At 71.8% G+C, this 13,840-nt stretch carries 17 protein-coding genes; 10 read left to right on the top strand and 7 right to left on the bottom strand.

The window, feature by feature from the left end; translation table 11 throughout:
* Nucleotides 1–153 precede the first annotated feature (153 nt).
* The 5 genes from ACFZDA_RS08485 to ACFZDA_RS08505 are packed head-to-tail and all read left to right on the top strand — an operon-like array spanning nt 154 to nt 4,568.
* Nucleotides 154–696, top strand: coding sequence for a sigma-70 family RNA polymerase sigma factor (locus ACFZDA_RS08485; protein ID WP_391076929.1), 543 nt, complete (start codon nt 154–156; stop codon nt 694–696).
* Nucleotides 693–1,529 carry a zf-HC2 domain-containing protein gene (locus tag ACFZDA_RS08490; RefSeq protein WP_391076931.1) on the top strand — a complete coding sequence of 279 codons (837 nt, stop codon included), beginning with the start codon at nt 693–695 and terminating at the stop codon, nt 1,527–1,529. The genes ACFZDA_RS08485 and ACFZDA_RS08490 overlap by 4 nt, the downstream gene beginning before the upstream one ends.
* Nucleotides 1,526–2,386: an ATP-binding cassette domain-containing protein gene (locus ACFZDA_RS08495; RefSeq protein WP_391076934.1), complete on the top strand. Its 861-nt coding sequence runs from the start codon at nt 1,526–1,528 to the stop codon at nt 2,384–2,386. The genes ACFZDA_RS08490 and ACFZDA_RS08495 overlap by 4 nt, the downstream gene beginning before the upstream one ends.
* Nucleotides 2,383–3,900 (top strand): ABC transporter permease, encoded by a 1,518-nt coding sequence (locus ACFZDA_RS08500; RefSeq protein ID WP_391076937.1) that lies wholly within the window; start codon nt 2,383–2,385, stop codon nt 3,898–3,900. Before ACFZDA_RS08495 ends, ACFZDA_RS08500 begins: the two co-directional genes overlap by 4 nt.
* Complete coding sequence (locus ACFZDA_RS08505; protein WP_391076938.1) at nt 3,888–4,568, top strand: ABC transporter; 681 nt, start codon at nt 3,888–3,890, stop codon at nt 4,566–4,568. The genes ACFZDA_RS08500 and ACFZDA_RS08505 overlap by 13 nt, the downstream gene beginning before the upstream one ends.
* Nucleotides 4,569–4,578: 10 nt before the next feature.
* Here the strand turns inward: ACFZDA_RS08505 and ACFZDA_RS08510 are convergent, their stop codons facing one another.
* Complete coding sequence (locus tag ACFZDA_RS08510) at nt 4,579–5,058, bottom strand: hypothetical protein (RefSeq protein WP_391076940.1); 480 nt, start codon at nt 5,056–5,058, stop codon at nt 4,579–4,581.
* Entirely contained in the window at nt 5,052–5,645 is a 594-nt protein-coding gene (locus tag ACFZDA_RS08515) for a TIGR03086 family metal-binding protein (RefSeq protein WP_391076943.1), read from the bottom strand. Before ACFZDA_RS08515 ends, ACFZDA_RS08510 begins: the two co-directional genes overlap by 7 nt.
* Nucleotides 5,646–5,762: 117 nt before the next feature.
* Here ACFZDA_RS08515 and ACFZDA_RS08520 point away from each other — a divergent pair, with 117 nt between their 5' ends.
* Entirely contained in the window at nt 5,763–7,202 is a 1,440-nt protein-coding gene (locus ACFZDA_RS08520; protein WP_391076946.1) for an aminotransferase class I/II-fold pyridoxal phosphate-dependent enzyme, read from the top strand.
* Nucleotides 7,203–7,219: 17 nt separating this feature from the next.
* A complete protein-coding gene (locus ACFZDA_RS08525) occupies nt 7,220–8,149 on the top strand; it encodes a LysR family transcriptional regulator (RefSeq protein WP_391078527.1) in 930 nt (309 codons plus the stop codon).
* An 18-nt stretch (nt 8,150–8,167) separates the two neighbouring features.
* On the opposite strand, the gene ACFZDA_RS08530 is transcribed toward ACFZDA_RS08525, so the two are convergent.
* Together ACFZDA_RS08530 and ACFZDA_RS08535 are read right to left on the bottom strand one after the other, a co-directional pair.
* The gene (locus ACFZDA_RS08530; protein WP_391076949.1) at nt 8,168–8,344 is read right to left on the bottom strand and encodes a DUF397 domain-containing protein; all 177 of its coding nucleotides are present in this window, start codon (nt 8,342–8,344) and stop codon (nt 8,168–8,170) included.
* Nucleotides 8,341–9,171, bottom strand: a complete 831-nt coding sequence (locus ACFZDA_RS08535) for a Scr1 family TA system antitoxin-like transcriptional regulator (RefSeq protein WP_391076951.1) — start codon at nt 9,169–9,171, stop codon at nt 8,341–8,343. Before ACFZDA_RS08535 ends, ACFZDA_RS08530 begins: the two co-directional genes overlap by 4 nt.
* Nucleotides 9,172–9,311: 140 nt before the next feature.
* Between ACFZDA_RS08535 and ACFZDA_RS08540 the strand changes: the two genes are divergently transcribed.
* Together ACFZDA_RS08540 and ACFZDA_RS08545 are read left to right on the top strand one after the other, a co-directional pair.
* Nucleotides 9,312–9,515 (top strand): hypothetical protein, encoded by a 204-nt coding sequence (locus ACFZDA_RS08540; RefSeq protein WP_391076954.1) that lies wholly within the window; start codon nt 9,312–9,314, stop codon nt 9,513–9,515.
* Entirely contained in the window at nt 9,512–9,787 is a 276-nt protein-coding gene (locus tag ACFZDA_RS08545; RefSeq protein WP_391076956.1) for a hypothetical protein, read from the top strand. The genes ACFZDA_RS08540 and ACFZDA_RS08545 overlap by 4 nt, the downstream gene beginning before the upstream one ends.
* Before the next feature lie 4 nt (nt 9,788–9,791).
* Here the strand turns inward: ACFZDA_RS08545 and ACFZDA_RS08550 are convergent, their stop codons facing one another.
* A complete protein-coding gene (locus ACFZDA_RS08550; protein WP_391076959.1) occupies nt 9,792–10,190 on the bottom strand; it encodes a hypothetical protein in 399 nt (132 codons plus the stop codon).
* The gene (locus tag ACFZDA_RS08555) at nt 10,187–10,474 is read right to left on the bottom strand and encodes a hypothetical protein (RefSeq protein ID WP_391076962.1); all 288 of its coding nucleotides are present in this window, start codon (nt 10,472–10,474) and stop codon (nt 10,187–10,189) included. Before ACFZDA_RS08555 ends, ACFZDA_RS08550 begins: the two co-directional genes overlap by 4 nt.
* A gap of 141 nt (nt 10,475–10,615) precedes the next feature.
* Here ACFZDA_RS08555 and ACFZDA_RS08560 point away from each other — a divergent pair, with 141 nt between their 5' ends.
* Entirely contained in the window at nt 10,616–12,670 is a 2,055-nt protein-coding gene (locus ACFZDA_RS08560) for a pectinesterase family protein (protein WP_391076965.1), read from the top strand.
* Between the two features lie 57 nt (nt 12,671–12,727).
* Here the strand turns inward: ACFZDA_RS08560 and ACFZDA_RS08565 are convergent, their stop codons facing one another.
* Nucleotides 12,728–13,750: a cellulase family glycosylhydrolase gene (locus tag ACFZDA_RS08565; protein ID WP_391076968.1), complete on the bottom strand. Its 1,023-nt coding sequence runs from the start codon at nt 13,748–13,750 to the stop codon at nt 12,728–12,730.
* Nucleotides 13,751–13,840: the final 90 nt, after the last annotated feature.

Genomic DNA, 13,840 nt, shown 5'->3' on the forward strand with positions numbered 1-13,840 from the left:
GACGTGTGGGATAGCGCGGGGCGGCTCGCGGGGGTGCCGGAGAGGGCGATCCGGCCATGTGCGGGCCGTCCACAGGCTGTGGACGCGGTGAGCGGCACGAAAGCCAAGCGTGTTTTCGTGAACCGTTCCAGCCGGGCGGTCCGATGAGGAGACGTGAGCGAAACGAGAAGCGACGGGGAGCTGCTGCGGGCCGTCGCCGCGGACGCCGACCGGGGCGCCTTCGAGGAGCTGTACCGGCGGTACGCGCCGTGGCTCCGCGCCCGGCTGCGGGGCCGGTGCGCCGATCCGGGCGTCGTCGACGATGTCGTACAGGAGACGTTCCTCGCGGTGTGGCGGGGCAAGGCCCGCTACCGGGAGGAGGGCGATGTGGCCGGGTGGCTGTGGCGTATCGGGTCACGGCGGCTGGTGGACGCGCTGCGCGGTGACGGGGCGCGGGGGCGGCTGCGGCAGGCGCTGGCGCGGCTGCGGCACCGGGACGAGGTGTCGGCGGAGGAGCGCGTGCTCGCGGGGGTGGAGCACGGGGACCTCGCGGGCGCGCTGGTCCGGCTGTCGCCGGAGCTGCGGGCGGTGTTGCAGGCGACCGTCATCGACGGGCTGTCGACCCGGGAGGCCGCCGTGCTGCTGGGGATTCCGCCGGGGACGGTCAAGACGCGGGCGATGCGGGCCCGCAAGCAGTTGCGGGAGGCGTTGGCATGAGCTGGCACGTGCCGGAAGAGGATCTGCGCGCCTACGCGCGCGGCGAGCTGGCGGCACCGGCCCTGTGGTCCGCCGACGCCCACCTGGGCGCCTGCGCCGCGTGCCGGGGCGTGCTCGCCGAGGTGAGCGATCCCGTCGCGCTGGAGGCGGGGTGGGAGCGGCTCGACGCCGAGCTCGACGCGCCCCGGGCGGGGCTGCTGGAGTCACTGCTGGTCCGGGCCGGGGTGGCCGGGCACACCGCGCGGCTGCTGGCGGCGGCGCCGGTGCTGCGCCGGTCGTGGCTGGGGGCCGTCGTCGCCGTGCTGCTGCTGAGCGTCGCGGCGGGGCACGCCGTGCGGGGCGGGCAGTTCCCCACGCTGTTCCTCGCGCTCGCGCCGCTGCTGCCGCTCGCGGGGGTGGCGCTGTCGTACGGGCCCGCGCTGGATCCGACGCACGAGATGGCCGTCGTCGCGCCGATGCACGGGTTCCGGCTGCTGATGATCCGGACGGTGGCCGTGCTGGGCGTGGTGCTGGGGCTGAACGGCCTGGCGACGCTCGCGCTGCCCGCGTACGGGCTGCGGGCGCTGGCCTGGCTGCTGCCCGCGCTCGCGCTCACCGCGACCGGGCTGGCGCTGACGCCCCGGCTGGGGCCGGTGCTCGCGCCCTCGCTGGCCGGCGGGGCGTGGATCGGCCTGCTGGTGCTGGCCGAAGCCCTGCGGGCCGGCCCCGAGGTGCCGCTCGCGCCGTTCACCGTCGCCGGGCAGGGCATCGCCGCCCTGGTCGCCGCGCTCGCCGCCGCGCTGCTCTTCCTGTTCCGTGACCGCTTCGACCTCTTCCAGGGACGTGCCGTATGACTGTGACCGTGTCCGCCTCCGGGCTCAGCCTCCGCTACGGCGGGACCCGGGCCCTCGACGACGTGTCGCTGCGGCTGACCGGCGGCGTCACCGGGCTGCTCGGCCCCAACGGCGCCGGCAAGACCACGCTGCTGCGGGTCCTCGCCACGGCCCTGCCCGCCGACCGGGGCGCCTTCACCGTGCTCGGGCACGACCCCGGCACCGCGCGGGGCAGGCAGGAGGTACGGCGCCGGCTGGGCTATCTGCCGCAGACGCCTGGGTTCCACCCGGACTTCACCGCCTTCGAGTTCGTCGACTACGTGGCGATCCTCAAGGAGATGACCGACCGGGCCGCCCGGCATCGCGAGGTGCGGCGCGTGCTCGACGAGGTGGGGCTCGCCGACGTGCGGGGCAAGCGCATCCGCAAGCTGTCCGGCGGCATGCGGCAGCGGGTCGCCCTGGGCGCCGCCCTGGTCGGTGATCCCGGCTTCCTGGTGCTGGACGAGCCCACCGTCGGGCTGGACCCCGAACAGCGCATGCGGTTCCGGGAGTTGATCGCCGGGGCCGGGGAAGGGCGCACGGTGCTGCTGTCCACCCACCAGACGGAGGACGTGGCGATGCTCTGTCACCGGGTGCTGGTCATGGCCGGCGGCCGGGTCCGGTTCGAGGGCACTCCAGCCGAGCTGACGGCCCGGGCCGCCGGACGGGTGTGGAGCAGCACGGAACGCGATCCGGACGCCAGGGCGGGGTGGCGCACGGGGACCGGATCCTTCCGGAACGTGGGGGATCCGCCGGACGGCGCGGAGCTGCTCGAACCCACCCTGGAGGACGGCTACCTGCTCACCCTCGACGGTGACGCCGCGGAGGTGACGGCATGACCGCGGTCGTGGCGAAGCCGGTCCGGGCGACGGTGGCGGCCGAGCCGGGCGGGACGCGGGCCGCCGTCCTCACCCTCGCCCTGTTCGAGACCCGCCGGCTGCTGACGAGGCTGCCGGTGATCATCGCCTTCGTCGTGTACATCGGCTGGACCGTGTGGCGCGGCGGCAAGGCCTGGGACGGCTACCCGGCCCTCCAGGACGCCGACCGCGCCACCCAGAGCGCGCCGATGCTGGTCGGCCTCGCGGTCCTGCTGGCCGTCAACCGCGCCGCGCTGCGCTCGCGGCGGTACGGGACGGAAGCGCACTTCGCGGTGCTGGTCCTGCCACCGTGGCGGCGTACGGTCGCCCATGCCCTGTCGGTCGTGGCCGCGGCCCTGCTCACCGCCGTGTGCGTGGCCGGGCAGTTCGGCCGGGAGGCGCTCAGGCCCGGGGCGATCGGGCACGGTTCGGTCGGGGAACTGCTGGTGGGGCCGCTGACCGTGCTGCTGGCCGGGCTGGCCGGGCTGCTCATGACGCAGCTGGTGCGGTCGGCCCTCGCCGCCCCGCTGACGGTGGTGTTCTTCCTCCTCCTGTCCCTCTTCGGTACGGGTATGGGCGACGGTGCGACCCGGTGGTTCATGCCGGTGGTCCTGGAGCCGGCCGCAATCACACTGCCGTCCGACCTCATCGGCCGCCCCGCCGCCTGGCACGCGCTGTATCTGGCCGGGCTGGCGCTGTGCGCGGGCCTGGTGGCGGTGCTGGCCGCCGGTGGCCGTAGGCCGGTGGTGCTGGCCGGGGTCGCCGGGGCGGTGGCCATGACGCTGGTGGGCGGCGTCGCCCAGGCCGGCGGCGACTCGCCCCAGCTGGTCAAGGCCCGGGAGCGGGCCACGGTGAACCCGGAGCAGGTGCAGACCTGCGTCCGGCGGGACGGTTCGGCGTACTGCGCGTTCCCCGAGTGGGGCCCGCGGGTCGCGGACTGGGCCGGGGTCGTGCACCGGGTGCGGTCGCTGGCCGGGGGCAGCGCGCACGACCAGGACGTCGTCGTACGGCAGCGGATCGAGGCCCGCTACGGGCTCTCCGGCGACAGTGCGCTGATGCCTCTGGAGCGGCCGCACGAGGTGACCGTGCGCACCCGGTGGGGCGGGAACCGCGTCCCCGAGTTCTCGGCGGCCGTGGCCGGTGTGCTGGTCGCGGGGAACGAGAAGGCGTCGACGTCGATGTGCGACGGCCGCATGGTGACCGTCATGTGGCTGGCCCTGGGCTGGGAGTCCGACCCGATGGCGGTGCTGCGCCGCGTCCGCCTCAACGACACGGTGACCGGCTCGGACTTCGTGCTCCAGCCGACCGACGGGATGTACATGACGGCCGCGCAGACGGAGGTCCTGCGCGCCCTGCTGGACCGGCCCCGCGGCGAGGTCACCGCGCGCGTGAAGTCCCACTGGGCCGAACTGACCGAACCGAAGGTGACGGCGGCCCGGGCGGCGCGGCTGCTGGGCGTGCGCTCGCCCGAGGGGGACGACAAGTGCCTCGACTGACACGGGAGTTGCTCCTCCCGGTCTGCCGGACCCTCCCCCTGGGCGTGGTCGGTACGGCAGGGGGCGCGGGCCTGCTGCTCGCGGCGCTCACCCGGATCACCGGCGAGACGGGCGAACGCCTCTCCCTGCAGCTGCTGCGCGCCGCCGTCCTGGCCTTCGCGCTGGGCCTGGTCTTCCTCCTGGACGACCCGGCCCGGCACACCACGGCCACCGTGCCGGTCCCGCGCCCGGCCCGGATCGCGCTGCGGGTCGCCCTCGTCGTCCCCGCCACGGCGGCCTGGTGGACGGCAGCACTGCTGCTCGTGCCGCCGGAGCTACGGCCACCGGTCGCCGACATCACGCTGGAGGCCGGGGCGGCGTTCGCCCTGGCGGTGGCCGGCGCGGCGGTCGCGGTGCGCTGCAGCGAGGCCACGCGGCCCGGCACGCGGGTCGCGGCCGGTCTGCTGACCTCGGCGGTACTGGCCATTTTTCTCTGGCCCGGGCGGTGGGCGCTGTTCGTACCGGTGGAGGACGACCGGTGGGCGGCGGCACACGACCGGTGGGCGGTGGTGCTGGGCGTGGCCGTGCTGGTGGGGGTGCTGGGGGCGGTGGAGCCGTTGCGGCGACGGGCCGGCGGCTTGCGGCCGGCGGGTGGCGCGGGCGCCTGTCGATCCCGGCCCCTGAGCTGAGAAGCCGTGGTCAGGTCATCCGCCGTGGCGTCTCCCCCGCGTCACGGCGGTGATCGTCCGACATCAGCCATGCCTCCGCGTCCCGCCGGATCCGCGCCGTGTCGAGGCTCTCGTACTCCAGGATCACCGACCTGGTCGTGCCTCGCCGACGGTACCGGTTCATGATCGCGACATGCTCCGGCAGGCGTACGAACTCCGCCAGGGCCCGCTGCCCGGTCCACACCGCGACCGACCCGCAGCGCCGGGCCGAGGGGATGGTCCACAACCACATGCCGACGGCTCCGTCGAGATGCGGCCAGCGGCGCCGCAGCGCGAAACCGCGACGCGCGATGCCGGGCAGGTCGCGGTACGTGTCGCTGGTGAAGTCGGTGACGCTGACGAGCAGCGGGCCGCTCGGGCGGCCGCGCGCGCCGCTGTCGACGCCACGCGCCGCGGCGCGGTCGCCGAGTCGGCCCCCGGCCGGACCCGGGCACCAGCGGCTCCTCAGCACGGCGCCGGCGTCCAGGACGGGTCGCGGCCGAGCAGGGCGAGCAGCCTCTCGCCCGGCGGGGCGTCGTCGGGGACGGCCATCCGTCGGCGGAACGCGGCACCGGCCCCGCGGCCCTCGTCCGGGACCAGGGCGGCGACGCGCAGCGCGGCGGTGGTGAGTTCGGCGGCGGGCTCCCACGGGACGCCGATGGTCACCGCGACGTCCCAGGCGTGCACCACGTAGTCGAGCAGGTGGAAGCCGATCGCGATCCGTCCGGGGACGGCGAAGCCCTCGCCCACCTCCGGCAGCGCGAACCGCCGCTCCAGCACGTCGTCCTCCGCGAACGCCGCGGTGACCTCCTCCACCGACGCCTCGTACGCTGCGGCCGGGTCGTCACCGAGGTCGCCGTCGCGCCATACGGCCCACGGCTCGCCCGCGCCGCGGGCGGAGGTGGTGAACCCCTCGTTCTGGCTGACCAGATGGCGCAGCAGGCCGTACAGGGTCCAGTCCGCGCACGGCGTCGCCAGCCTCAAGTGGTCGGTCTTCACCCGGGAGACCATCTCCCCGGTCAGTAACAGCGCCTGGCGGTCAAGTCGTCGTATGTCCATGGCTGGAGCGTAATTTCGCACAGCGGTTCAGCCCCAGAGCCAATAACCTGCCAACTGATTGAGCCAGTTGCTGTTCGGACAGCCAACACGGCCGAGCGGAAGGAGCGGTGAGCCGGGATGGACGTGCACATCAGGCTCGACGGGCGGCGCGACCTGTCGGGCCAGATCTACCGCCGGCTGCGCACCGCGATCCACGACGGACTGCTGCGGCCCGGCGACCCGCTGCCCCCGACCCGGGAGCTGGCCCGCCGCCTGGAGGTGGCCCGCAACACCGTCGGCGTCGCCTACGAACGGCTCGTCGCCGAGGGCTACGCAGAGAGCAGGGTCGGCTCCGGGACCTATGTGCGTACGACGGGCCTGCCCCCGCACGGGGCCGCGACCGCCACCGACACCACCGCCTCGGGACTGCGCCCCCGCGCCCTGTGGGCGGGCCTGTCCCCATGGGCGGGCCCGGAGTTCACGGGACCGACCACGGCGGCCCACGACTTCCGGGTCGGTCTGCCAGATGCCCGGCTCTTCCCGTACGACACCTGGCGTCCCCTGATCGCCCGGGAACTGCGCCTTTCGGCGGACGGGGCGGTCGGGTACGGCGATCCGGCCGGCCACCCCGGGCTGCGGACCGCGCTCGCCCGGCACATCGGACTCTCCCGCGGCGTGCGGACCGGCCCGGACGACGTGCTGGTGACCACCGGCACGCAGCAGGCCCTGGACCTCATCGGGCGGGTGCTGCTCGAACCGGGCGACCGGGTGGCCGTCGAAGAGCCCGGCTACCCACCGGCCAGGCTGCCGTTCCTGGCGCAGGGCGCCGAGGTCACGGGCGTACCGGTGGACGCCGAGGGCCTGCTGGTGGACGCCATCCCGCCGGACACCCGCGCCGTGTACGTCACCCCCGCCCACCAGTTCCCGCTCGGGATGCCGATGTCCCTGCGGCGCAGAGCGGCGCTGCTGCGGTGGGCGCGGCGGCACGGCGCGGCAGTGATCGAGGACGACTACGACAGCGAATTCCGGTTCGGCGGGCGGCCGGTCGAGACACTGCACGGTCTGGACCGGGACGGACACGTCATCTATGTGGGGTCGTTCTCCAAGGTGATGCTGCCCTCCCTGCGCGTCGGCTTCCTGGTGGCGCCGGCCCCGCTGCGCACAGCACTGCGCACCGCCAAGTACACCGCCGACTGGCACACGGCGATCCCCACGCAGGCGGCGCTCGCCCGCTTCGTCGACGACGGGTTGCTCGCCCGGCACATCCGCCGGATGCAGCACACGTACGCGACCAGGCACCAAGCCGTCACCCGTGCGCTCACCGACCACTTCGCGGACCTGTCCGAGCTGGTGCCGTCCGCCGCGGGCCTGCACGTGACCGCGTTCACCCGAGGCAGCCTCGCCGACCCCGACGCCCTCGCGGACCGCGCCCGCCGGGCCCGGGCGTCCGGCGTGGCGGTCTACACCCTGGCGGAGGTCGCCGCGAACCGTTCCGTACGCCCGGGATTCGTCTTCGGCTACGGCGGGATCAGCTCCCCGGACGTCGAGCCGGGCCTGCAGCGCGTCCTCGGTCCATGAGATGGAAGGCTGTCGCCGTGGACCTCAAAGCCGTACGTGCCTTCGTCGCGATCGCCGATGCCGGGCAGTTCCAGAAGGCCGCCGTGGACTTGTCGCTCACCCAGCAGGCGGTCTCCAAGCGGATCGCCGCGCTGGAGAAGGACCTGGGGGTGCGGCTGCTGGTGCGGACGCCGCGCGGCGCGGAGCTCACCATCGACGGGCAGGTGCTCCTGCCGCACGCCCGGGCCCTGCTCCAGGCCGAGGAGCGGGCGGTGACGGCCGTGCGTCCCGGCGAACGCGCGCTGCGGGTGGACGTCGTGGGGCGCCGGGTCGCCACGGCCGGACTGGTACGGGACTTCCACCGGGCGCATCCGGAGATCGCCCTGGACGTCGTCACGCTCTTCGACGCGGACACGGCCGTGGCCGCCGTCCGGGACGGGGCCGTCGACGCGACGTTCCGTGCGGTCACGATGCCCGGGCGCCGGCTCCCCGACGGCGTCGAGGCCGTCCCCGTCCTGGACGAGCCGCTGCGCCTGTGCGTCGGACCCGACCACGAGTTCTTCCGAGCCACCTCGGTGACACCCGCGCACCTGGCCGGACACCGGATCTGGATGCCGGGCAACGCGCCCGGCACGGAGTGGTCGGCCTACTACGACGAACTCGCCGAGACCTTCGGCCCGGACATCGACACGATCGGCCCCAACTTCGGCATCGAGGCCCTCCTCGACACCGTCGCGGCCTCCTCGACCCTGGCGACCTTCCTCAGCGAACGGACCCCGCTGGTCTGGCCGGCCGACCACGACCTGCGCCTCGTCCCCGTGCGCGACCCGACCCCGGTCTACCCGCACTCCCTCCTCTGGCGGACGGACAATCCACATCCCGGCCTGGCGGCCCTGCGCGACCATCTGCTGGCGACACGCCCCCGGCTGACCGAGGGAGAGGTCTGGAAACCGTCGTGGGCGGACTGACCCGACCCGGCCTGACGGTTACTTCGTGACGTACGTGAGGAAGGACGCCCAGGGGCTTGCGCCGAACACGAGTATCGGTCCGTCCGGCTGCTTGCTGTCGCGGACGGGGACTGTGCCGGGGCAGTTGTCGGCGACCTCCAGGCAGTTGTTGTCGCCCCCGTCGCTGTAGCTGGACTTACGCCAGGTGAGCTTCATGATCGGTGCTCCTCCAGTAGGTCCCTGATGAACGTCAGCGAGTCCGACGGGGACAGCGCCAGATCCCGCAGCAGATCGTAGGACAAACGGTGGTGCAGAACGTCCTCTGGATCGTCCATCAACAGACCGCTGCTGTCACCTTCCGTGTAGGCCACGGCACCGCCGTCCTCCTGCCACAGCAGGGTGAGTGACCCCTTTGCCATGAAGGGGTGAATGCCGGCGGAGAACGGCAGCACCTGGACGGCGATGTTGGGCCACTGGGCCGCGTCCTCGATGTGCTGCAACTGGCCGCGCCACACCTCCGGGCTAGCGGAGGGCCGGCGGAAGGCCAACTCGTCGATGATGAAACGGACGTTTGGCATGGGAGGCCTGCGCAGCAGGAGTTGCCGTCCCAGGCGGGCGGCCACCTGTTCCTCGACCGCCTCTGTGTCCTGAAGGTCCGTTGCCTGGGAGCCAGACAACACCTCACGGGCGAATTCCTCGGTCTGCAGCAGACCAGGCACGTTCGGCGTGTACTTGTGCATGACCCGGGCCGTCGCCTCAAGTCCCATGAACCTCTTGTACTTGTTCTTGAAGGCGTCGAGCCGTGCCAACGCCCAGAGGCCCACCAATAGGTCACCGGACCCGTAATAGCTGTCCAGGTCCCCCATGACCGCGATTTTGGACAGCCGCTCTCCCGATTCCAGGCGGCTGAGATAGCTCTTGTCGTACCCGGTCTCGTCAGCCAACTGGCCCAGCGACTTGCCCTCCTTCTCCCGGAGGAACCGGAGAGTTCGTCCCAGCACAGTCCGCCCCGACTCCCGCTCCCCGTCAACCACTTCGCCCACGTCACCCCTCACTGTTGCCTGGAGCGCCAGGCAACACCTGGCCCCTTCCGCAGCGTACGCGCGACCAGTGACGATGAAGGCACGAACGGTAATCACCGCTCGTCACACCCATGCCCCCTGCCCTGAGAAGGGACGCTCCCGTGCGCCTGCGTATCGCCGAACTCTGCGAAGTGGTCCTGCTGCTCCTCGTACGAACCCTGCTGCCCGCCCGAGGGCGTCACCGAGCCACATCGGCCCCATCCCCGCCGACACGCGGTGCCCTCCCCCTCGCCCCGGAGGAGCCCTTGGTGATGGACACCCCCCTCGTACGGCCGTACCTCGACACCGTGGAGGTCTTCGCATGAGGCTGCTCCCCTGGACCGGCACCGACGGCAAACCCTGTTACCTCAGCACCGACGACCCGGACAGCCTCCTCTCGCGGCTCGCCGACGACATCGAGGCCGCTCAGCTCGCCTCCGCCGAACAGGTCCTGGGCGGTGCCGGGGCCGTGCTCCGCGACCCCGAGGCCGGTGAACGCGCCGTGCGTTTCGCGTTGGGCAGGGCCTTGGAGTCGCTAGGGGACGTGCTGCGTGTCGCGGTCAGCCGGGGCGAGCGCATCCACGGGGGCGACAGGTGACCCGTCAGTGGAAGCCGAGCATCCCGGGGGAGTCGATGTCCACCGTGACGACTCCCGGCGGATATGCGTCCTCCCGGTCCGTCAGCAGGATCGACATCCCTGTGAACTCGGCGCGAGGCAGCGCACAGTACAGGGCGTGGCACCTGTCCGAGCCGCCGTAGCCGTCCCTGACCATCGTTCCGACGGTGACTGCGGAAACCGTCGTGAGGTCGTCGACGACGACGGATGAGAAGGCGAGCACCCGCCCTGCCGCACCCTCGTCCTCCGACTCGGCCTGCATGAGGCAGAGCGCGGGAATCCGGAGGAAGTCGCCCGGGGTGCGCGCCATGTTCCCGGCGAGGAGGTTCAGCGTCTTGTGGCCGTCGGCCAGCGCCCGGGCGGCACCGGTGTCGAGAATGATCACGCGGCCGGACCCCGGGCCGCGCGGGCCTTCTCGGCGGCGATCTTGTAGATGTTGCCGAGTACGTCGGGTGCCTTCTCGAACTCCTCGTCACTGATGTCGACACCGATCACGTCCCGGACGACCTGCCGGTCAGCCGCGACGCGCTCCGCGAGCTGCGCCGCCGTCGGCTGCTCCGAAGCCAACTGCTCCACAAGCTGCCCCAGGGTCACCCCCCGCTCCTTGGCCACCTGCGCGAGATGGTCCCGGGCCTGGCGGGACACCTGGATGGTCGTGTTGTCTGCCATGGCTCCACTGTAGCCACACCACGGCAGGGTGCGCCCCTGGCCTCCGACCCCTTTCACACGATCGTGTTCAGACCCGGCAACCTTTCCACCCCCAGCGGCAACCCACCCCCGGATCACCCCCCCACGGAACGGATTCGCCGCATGAGTGAGCTGCGCAGCAAGCCCCGGCACCGCAGAAGCCGCACGGCCCTGGCGGTCGGTGTCCCGCTGGCCCTGACCGCCGCCGGCACCCTCGCCTACGGCACCGACCTCGGCGTCCTCGGGGCCACCGCCCAGGAGGCCTCCGCCGCCGCTCCGTCCTGGGCCGCCGACACCGCCGACGGGTTCGCCTCCGTCAACTCCCTCGGGCAGAACGGGACGTACGGTGGCCGGGACGGCAAGACGGTCACCGTGAAGACGCAGGCCGAGCTGGAGAAGTACGCCACGGCCACCGAGCCGTACGTCATCGTCGTCGCCGGCGCCATCAACATGAACCCGGTCGGCAAAGAGATCAAGGTGCAGTCCGACAAGACCATCGTCGGGTCCGGGACCTCCGGGCACATCGTCGGCGGTGGGTTCTTCCTCGGCCAGGGCGTGCACAACGTGATCATCCGGAATCTGACCATCCGGGACTCGTACCAGGGCATCTGGAACGACAAGGACCATGACTTCGACGCCGTTCAGATGGACGGTGCCCACCATGTGTGGATCGATCACAACGATCTGCGGCACATGGCCGACGGGCTCATCGACGTCCGCAAGGACAGCACGAACGTCACCGTCTCCTGGAACAAGCTGAGCGACAACAACAAGACCTTCGGCATCGGCTGGACCGAGAACGTCAAGACGGACATCACGATCCACCACAACTGGTTCCGCGAGACCGAGCAGCGCAACCCGTCCACCGACAACGCCGCCCACGCGCACCTCTACAACAATTTCCTTCAGGACGCCCCGGGCACGGACATCAAGTCGTCGTACGGCAACTACTCGCGCGGCGCGACGAAGATGGTCCTGGAGAACTCCCTCTTCCAGGGCATCAAGAACCCCGTCATCAAGGACAGCGGCGCCACCATCGTCCAGCGCGGCAACTCCTTCTCCGGCACCAGCGGGCGCAACGAGAGCGGCGGGACCGCCTTCGACCCGAAGACGTACTATCCGTACTCCCTCGACAAGGCCGCCGACCTGCCGTCGATCCTCAAGTCCGGTGCCGGGCCCCGCGCTTCCATCGGTACGACCGCCTCCGCCAAGGCCGCCGCCGCGACGACCCTCACCGTCGCCAAGGACGGCAGCGGGCAGTACACCACCGTGCAGGCCGCCGTGAACGCCGTGCCGGCGAACAATCCGTCGCGGGTCGTGATCGCCGTCAAGCCCGGGACGTACCGGGAGCTCGTCAAGGTGCCGTCCAACAAGCCGCACGTCACGATCCAGGGCACCGGCGGCAGCCGCAAGGACACGACGATCGTCTACAACAACGCGTCCGGTACGCCCAAGCCCGGCGGCGGTACGTACGGCACGGGCGGCAGCGCCACCGTCGCCGTCGAGGCCGACGACTTCCAGGCGCGCAACCTGACCATCTCCAACGACTTCGACGAGAAGGCCAACCAGAACCTCAAGGACCGCCAGGCCGTCGCGCTGCGGACCGCCGCCGACAAGGTGTTCCTGGACGGGATCATCGTCAGCGGCGACCAGGACACGCTGCTCCTCGACACCGCCGCCAAGGACCGGCTGGGCCGGGTCTACGTCAGCAACTCCTACGTCATCGGCAACGTCGACTTCATCTTCGGGCGGGCCACGGCCGTCGTCGACAGGTCCGTCATCACGCTGAAGAAGCGCTGGGACGGCACCTCGGCCGGTTACATCACCGCACCGAGCACCGCCGCGAACCGCAAAGGCATCCTGATCGCCAACTCCACGGTGAACGGCGATGTGTCGGGCGGCAGCTTCTACCTCGGCCGGCCCTGGCACGCGGGCGGTGACGCCTCGCTCGACCCGCAGACCACGGTCCGCAACACCAGCCTGAGTGCCGCGATCAAGTCCACGCCGTGGACCGACATGAGCGGCTTCTCGTGGAAGGACGACCGGTTCGCCGAGTACAAGAACACCGGCGCGGGGGCGGGCTCGGCGAGCTCCAACCGGCCGCATCTGACCGACGCGCAGGCCGCGAACCAGGAGGTCGCGGACTGGCTCGCGGGCTGGACGCCCTCGGCGTCCTGAAAGCTCCCTTCCGGGTCCGGCTGACGAGCGGCGCCGGACCCGGAAGGGCCACCATGCTTACTGGTTCCAGGCGTAGTGCAGCCGGTCCAGGCCGCTGGAGTTGTTCACCGTCAGGCTGAGGTTCGTGCCCGTGCCCTGGAGCGTGGTGAGGGAGTAGGTGTCACCGTTGCGCAGGCCGGGCCAGTACACCGAGCCCAGGCCCAGTTCGCGGATGGTGTCGGTCGCGGCCTGGATGTAGGCGACCTCGTTGGAGCCGTTGACGGGGCCGTTGTAGTCCAGGCCGGTCGTCATGGACGCGCCGAACTCGTCGAGGATCGTGCGGGAGGCGCAGTCGCCGATGCGCGTCTTGAAGTCCTGCTTCCACTGGTCGACGCTGGTCCAGTCGGTGTGCCAGAAGCCGTAGTTGTGCAGGGCCAGGCGCGTGCCCTTCAGGCGCGGGTCGGCGCACACCGGCTTGACGTCCTCGCTGTACTTGTACCCGCCGATCACCATCCGGTCGCGGGGCACGTTGCCGTGGGAGGCCACCCACTTGGCGGCGATGTCCGTCCACTCCTGGGCGGTGTAGCCGAACGGCTCGTTCATCGGCTCGAAGTACACCTTGGAGTTGCGGGCGTAGGCGGAGGTGATCCGCGCCCACATCTGGTCCCAGGAGGCCTGGTTGTCGATCTTGCCGTCCTTGGCGTTGTCGGCCTCCCAGTAGCCCAGGATGACCTTGAAGCCCTTGGCGGTGGCGGCGTCGATCGCACCCCGGTACGACTTCCAGAACGGGCCGTTCACCGAGGTGGGGTTGACCGGGAGGCGGACGGTGTTGGCGCCCAGCTTGGAGAATCCGCCGATGATCGCCTTGGACTTGGCGTAGGTGGTGGCGTAGCTGTCGGACGTGGACAGGCCCGAGGGCACGACCGCGTCGTGGGCGAAGTTGTCGCGCGGATCGGCCCAGTTGACGCCCTTGAAGTCGCTGACGGGCGGCGGGTCGGCGGGGGAGGCGGCGGCGGGGGAGGCGAGAGCTCCGCCGAACGCCGTGACGCAGGCGAGCAGGGCTCCGAGACCGGCTGTCCCCCGGTGAGTCTTTCGTGACACGACGTCCCCTTCTGAGCAGTTGTGTTCCGCGAGACCTCGCGTACAGAGCGGCGGTTCGTTGGCTCCCGCAAACTAGAAGAGGACTCGAAC

Source organism: Streptomyces sp. NPDC007991 (assembly GCF_042958445.1).
Lineage (GTDB): Bacteria > Actinomycetota > Actinomycetes > Streptomycetales > Streptomycetaceae > Streptomyces.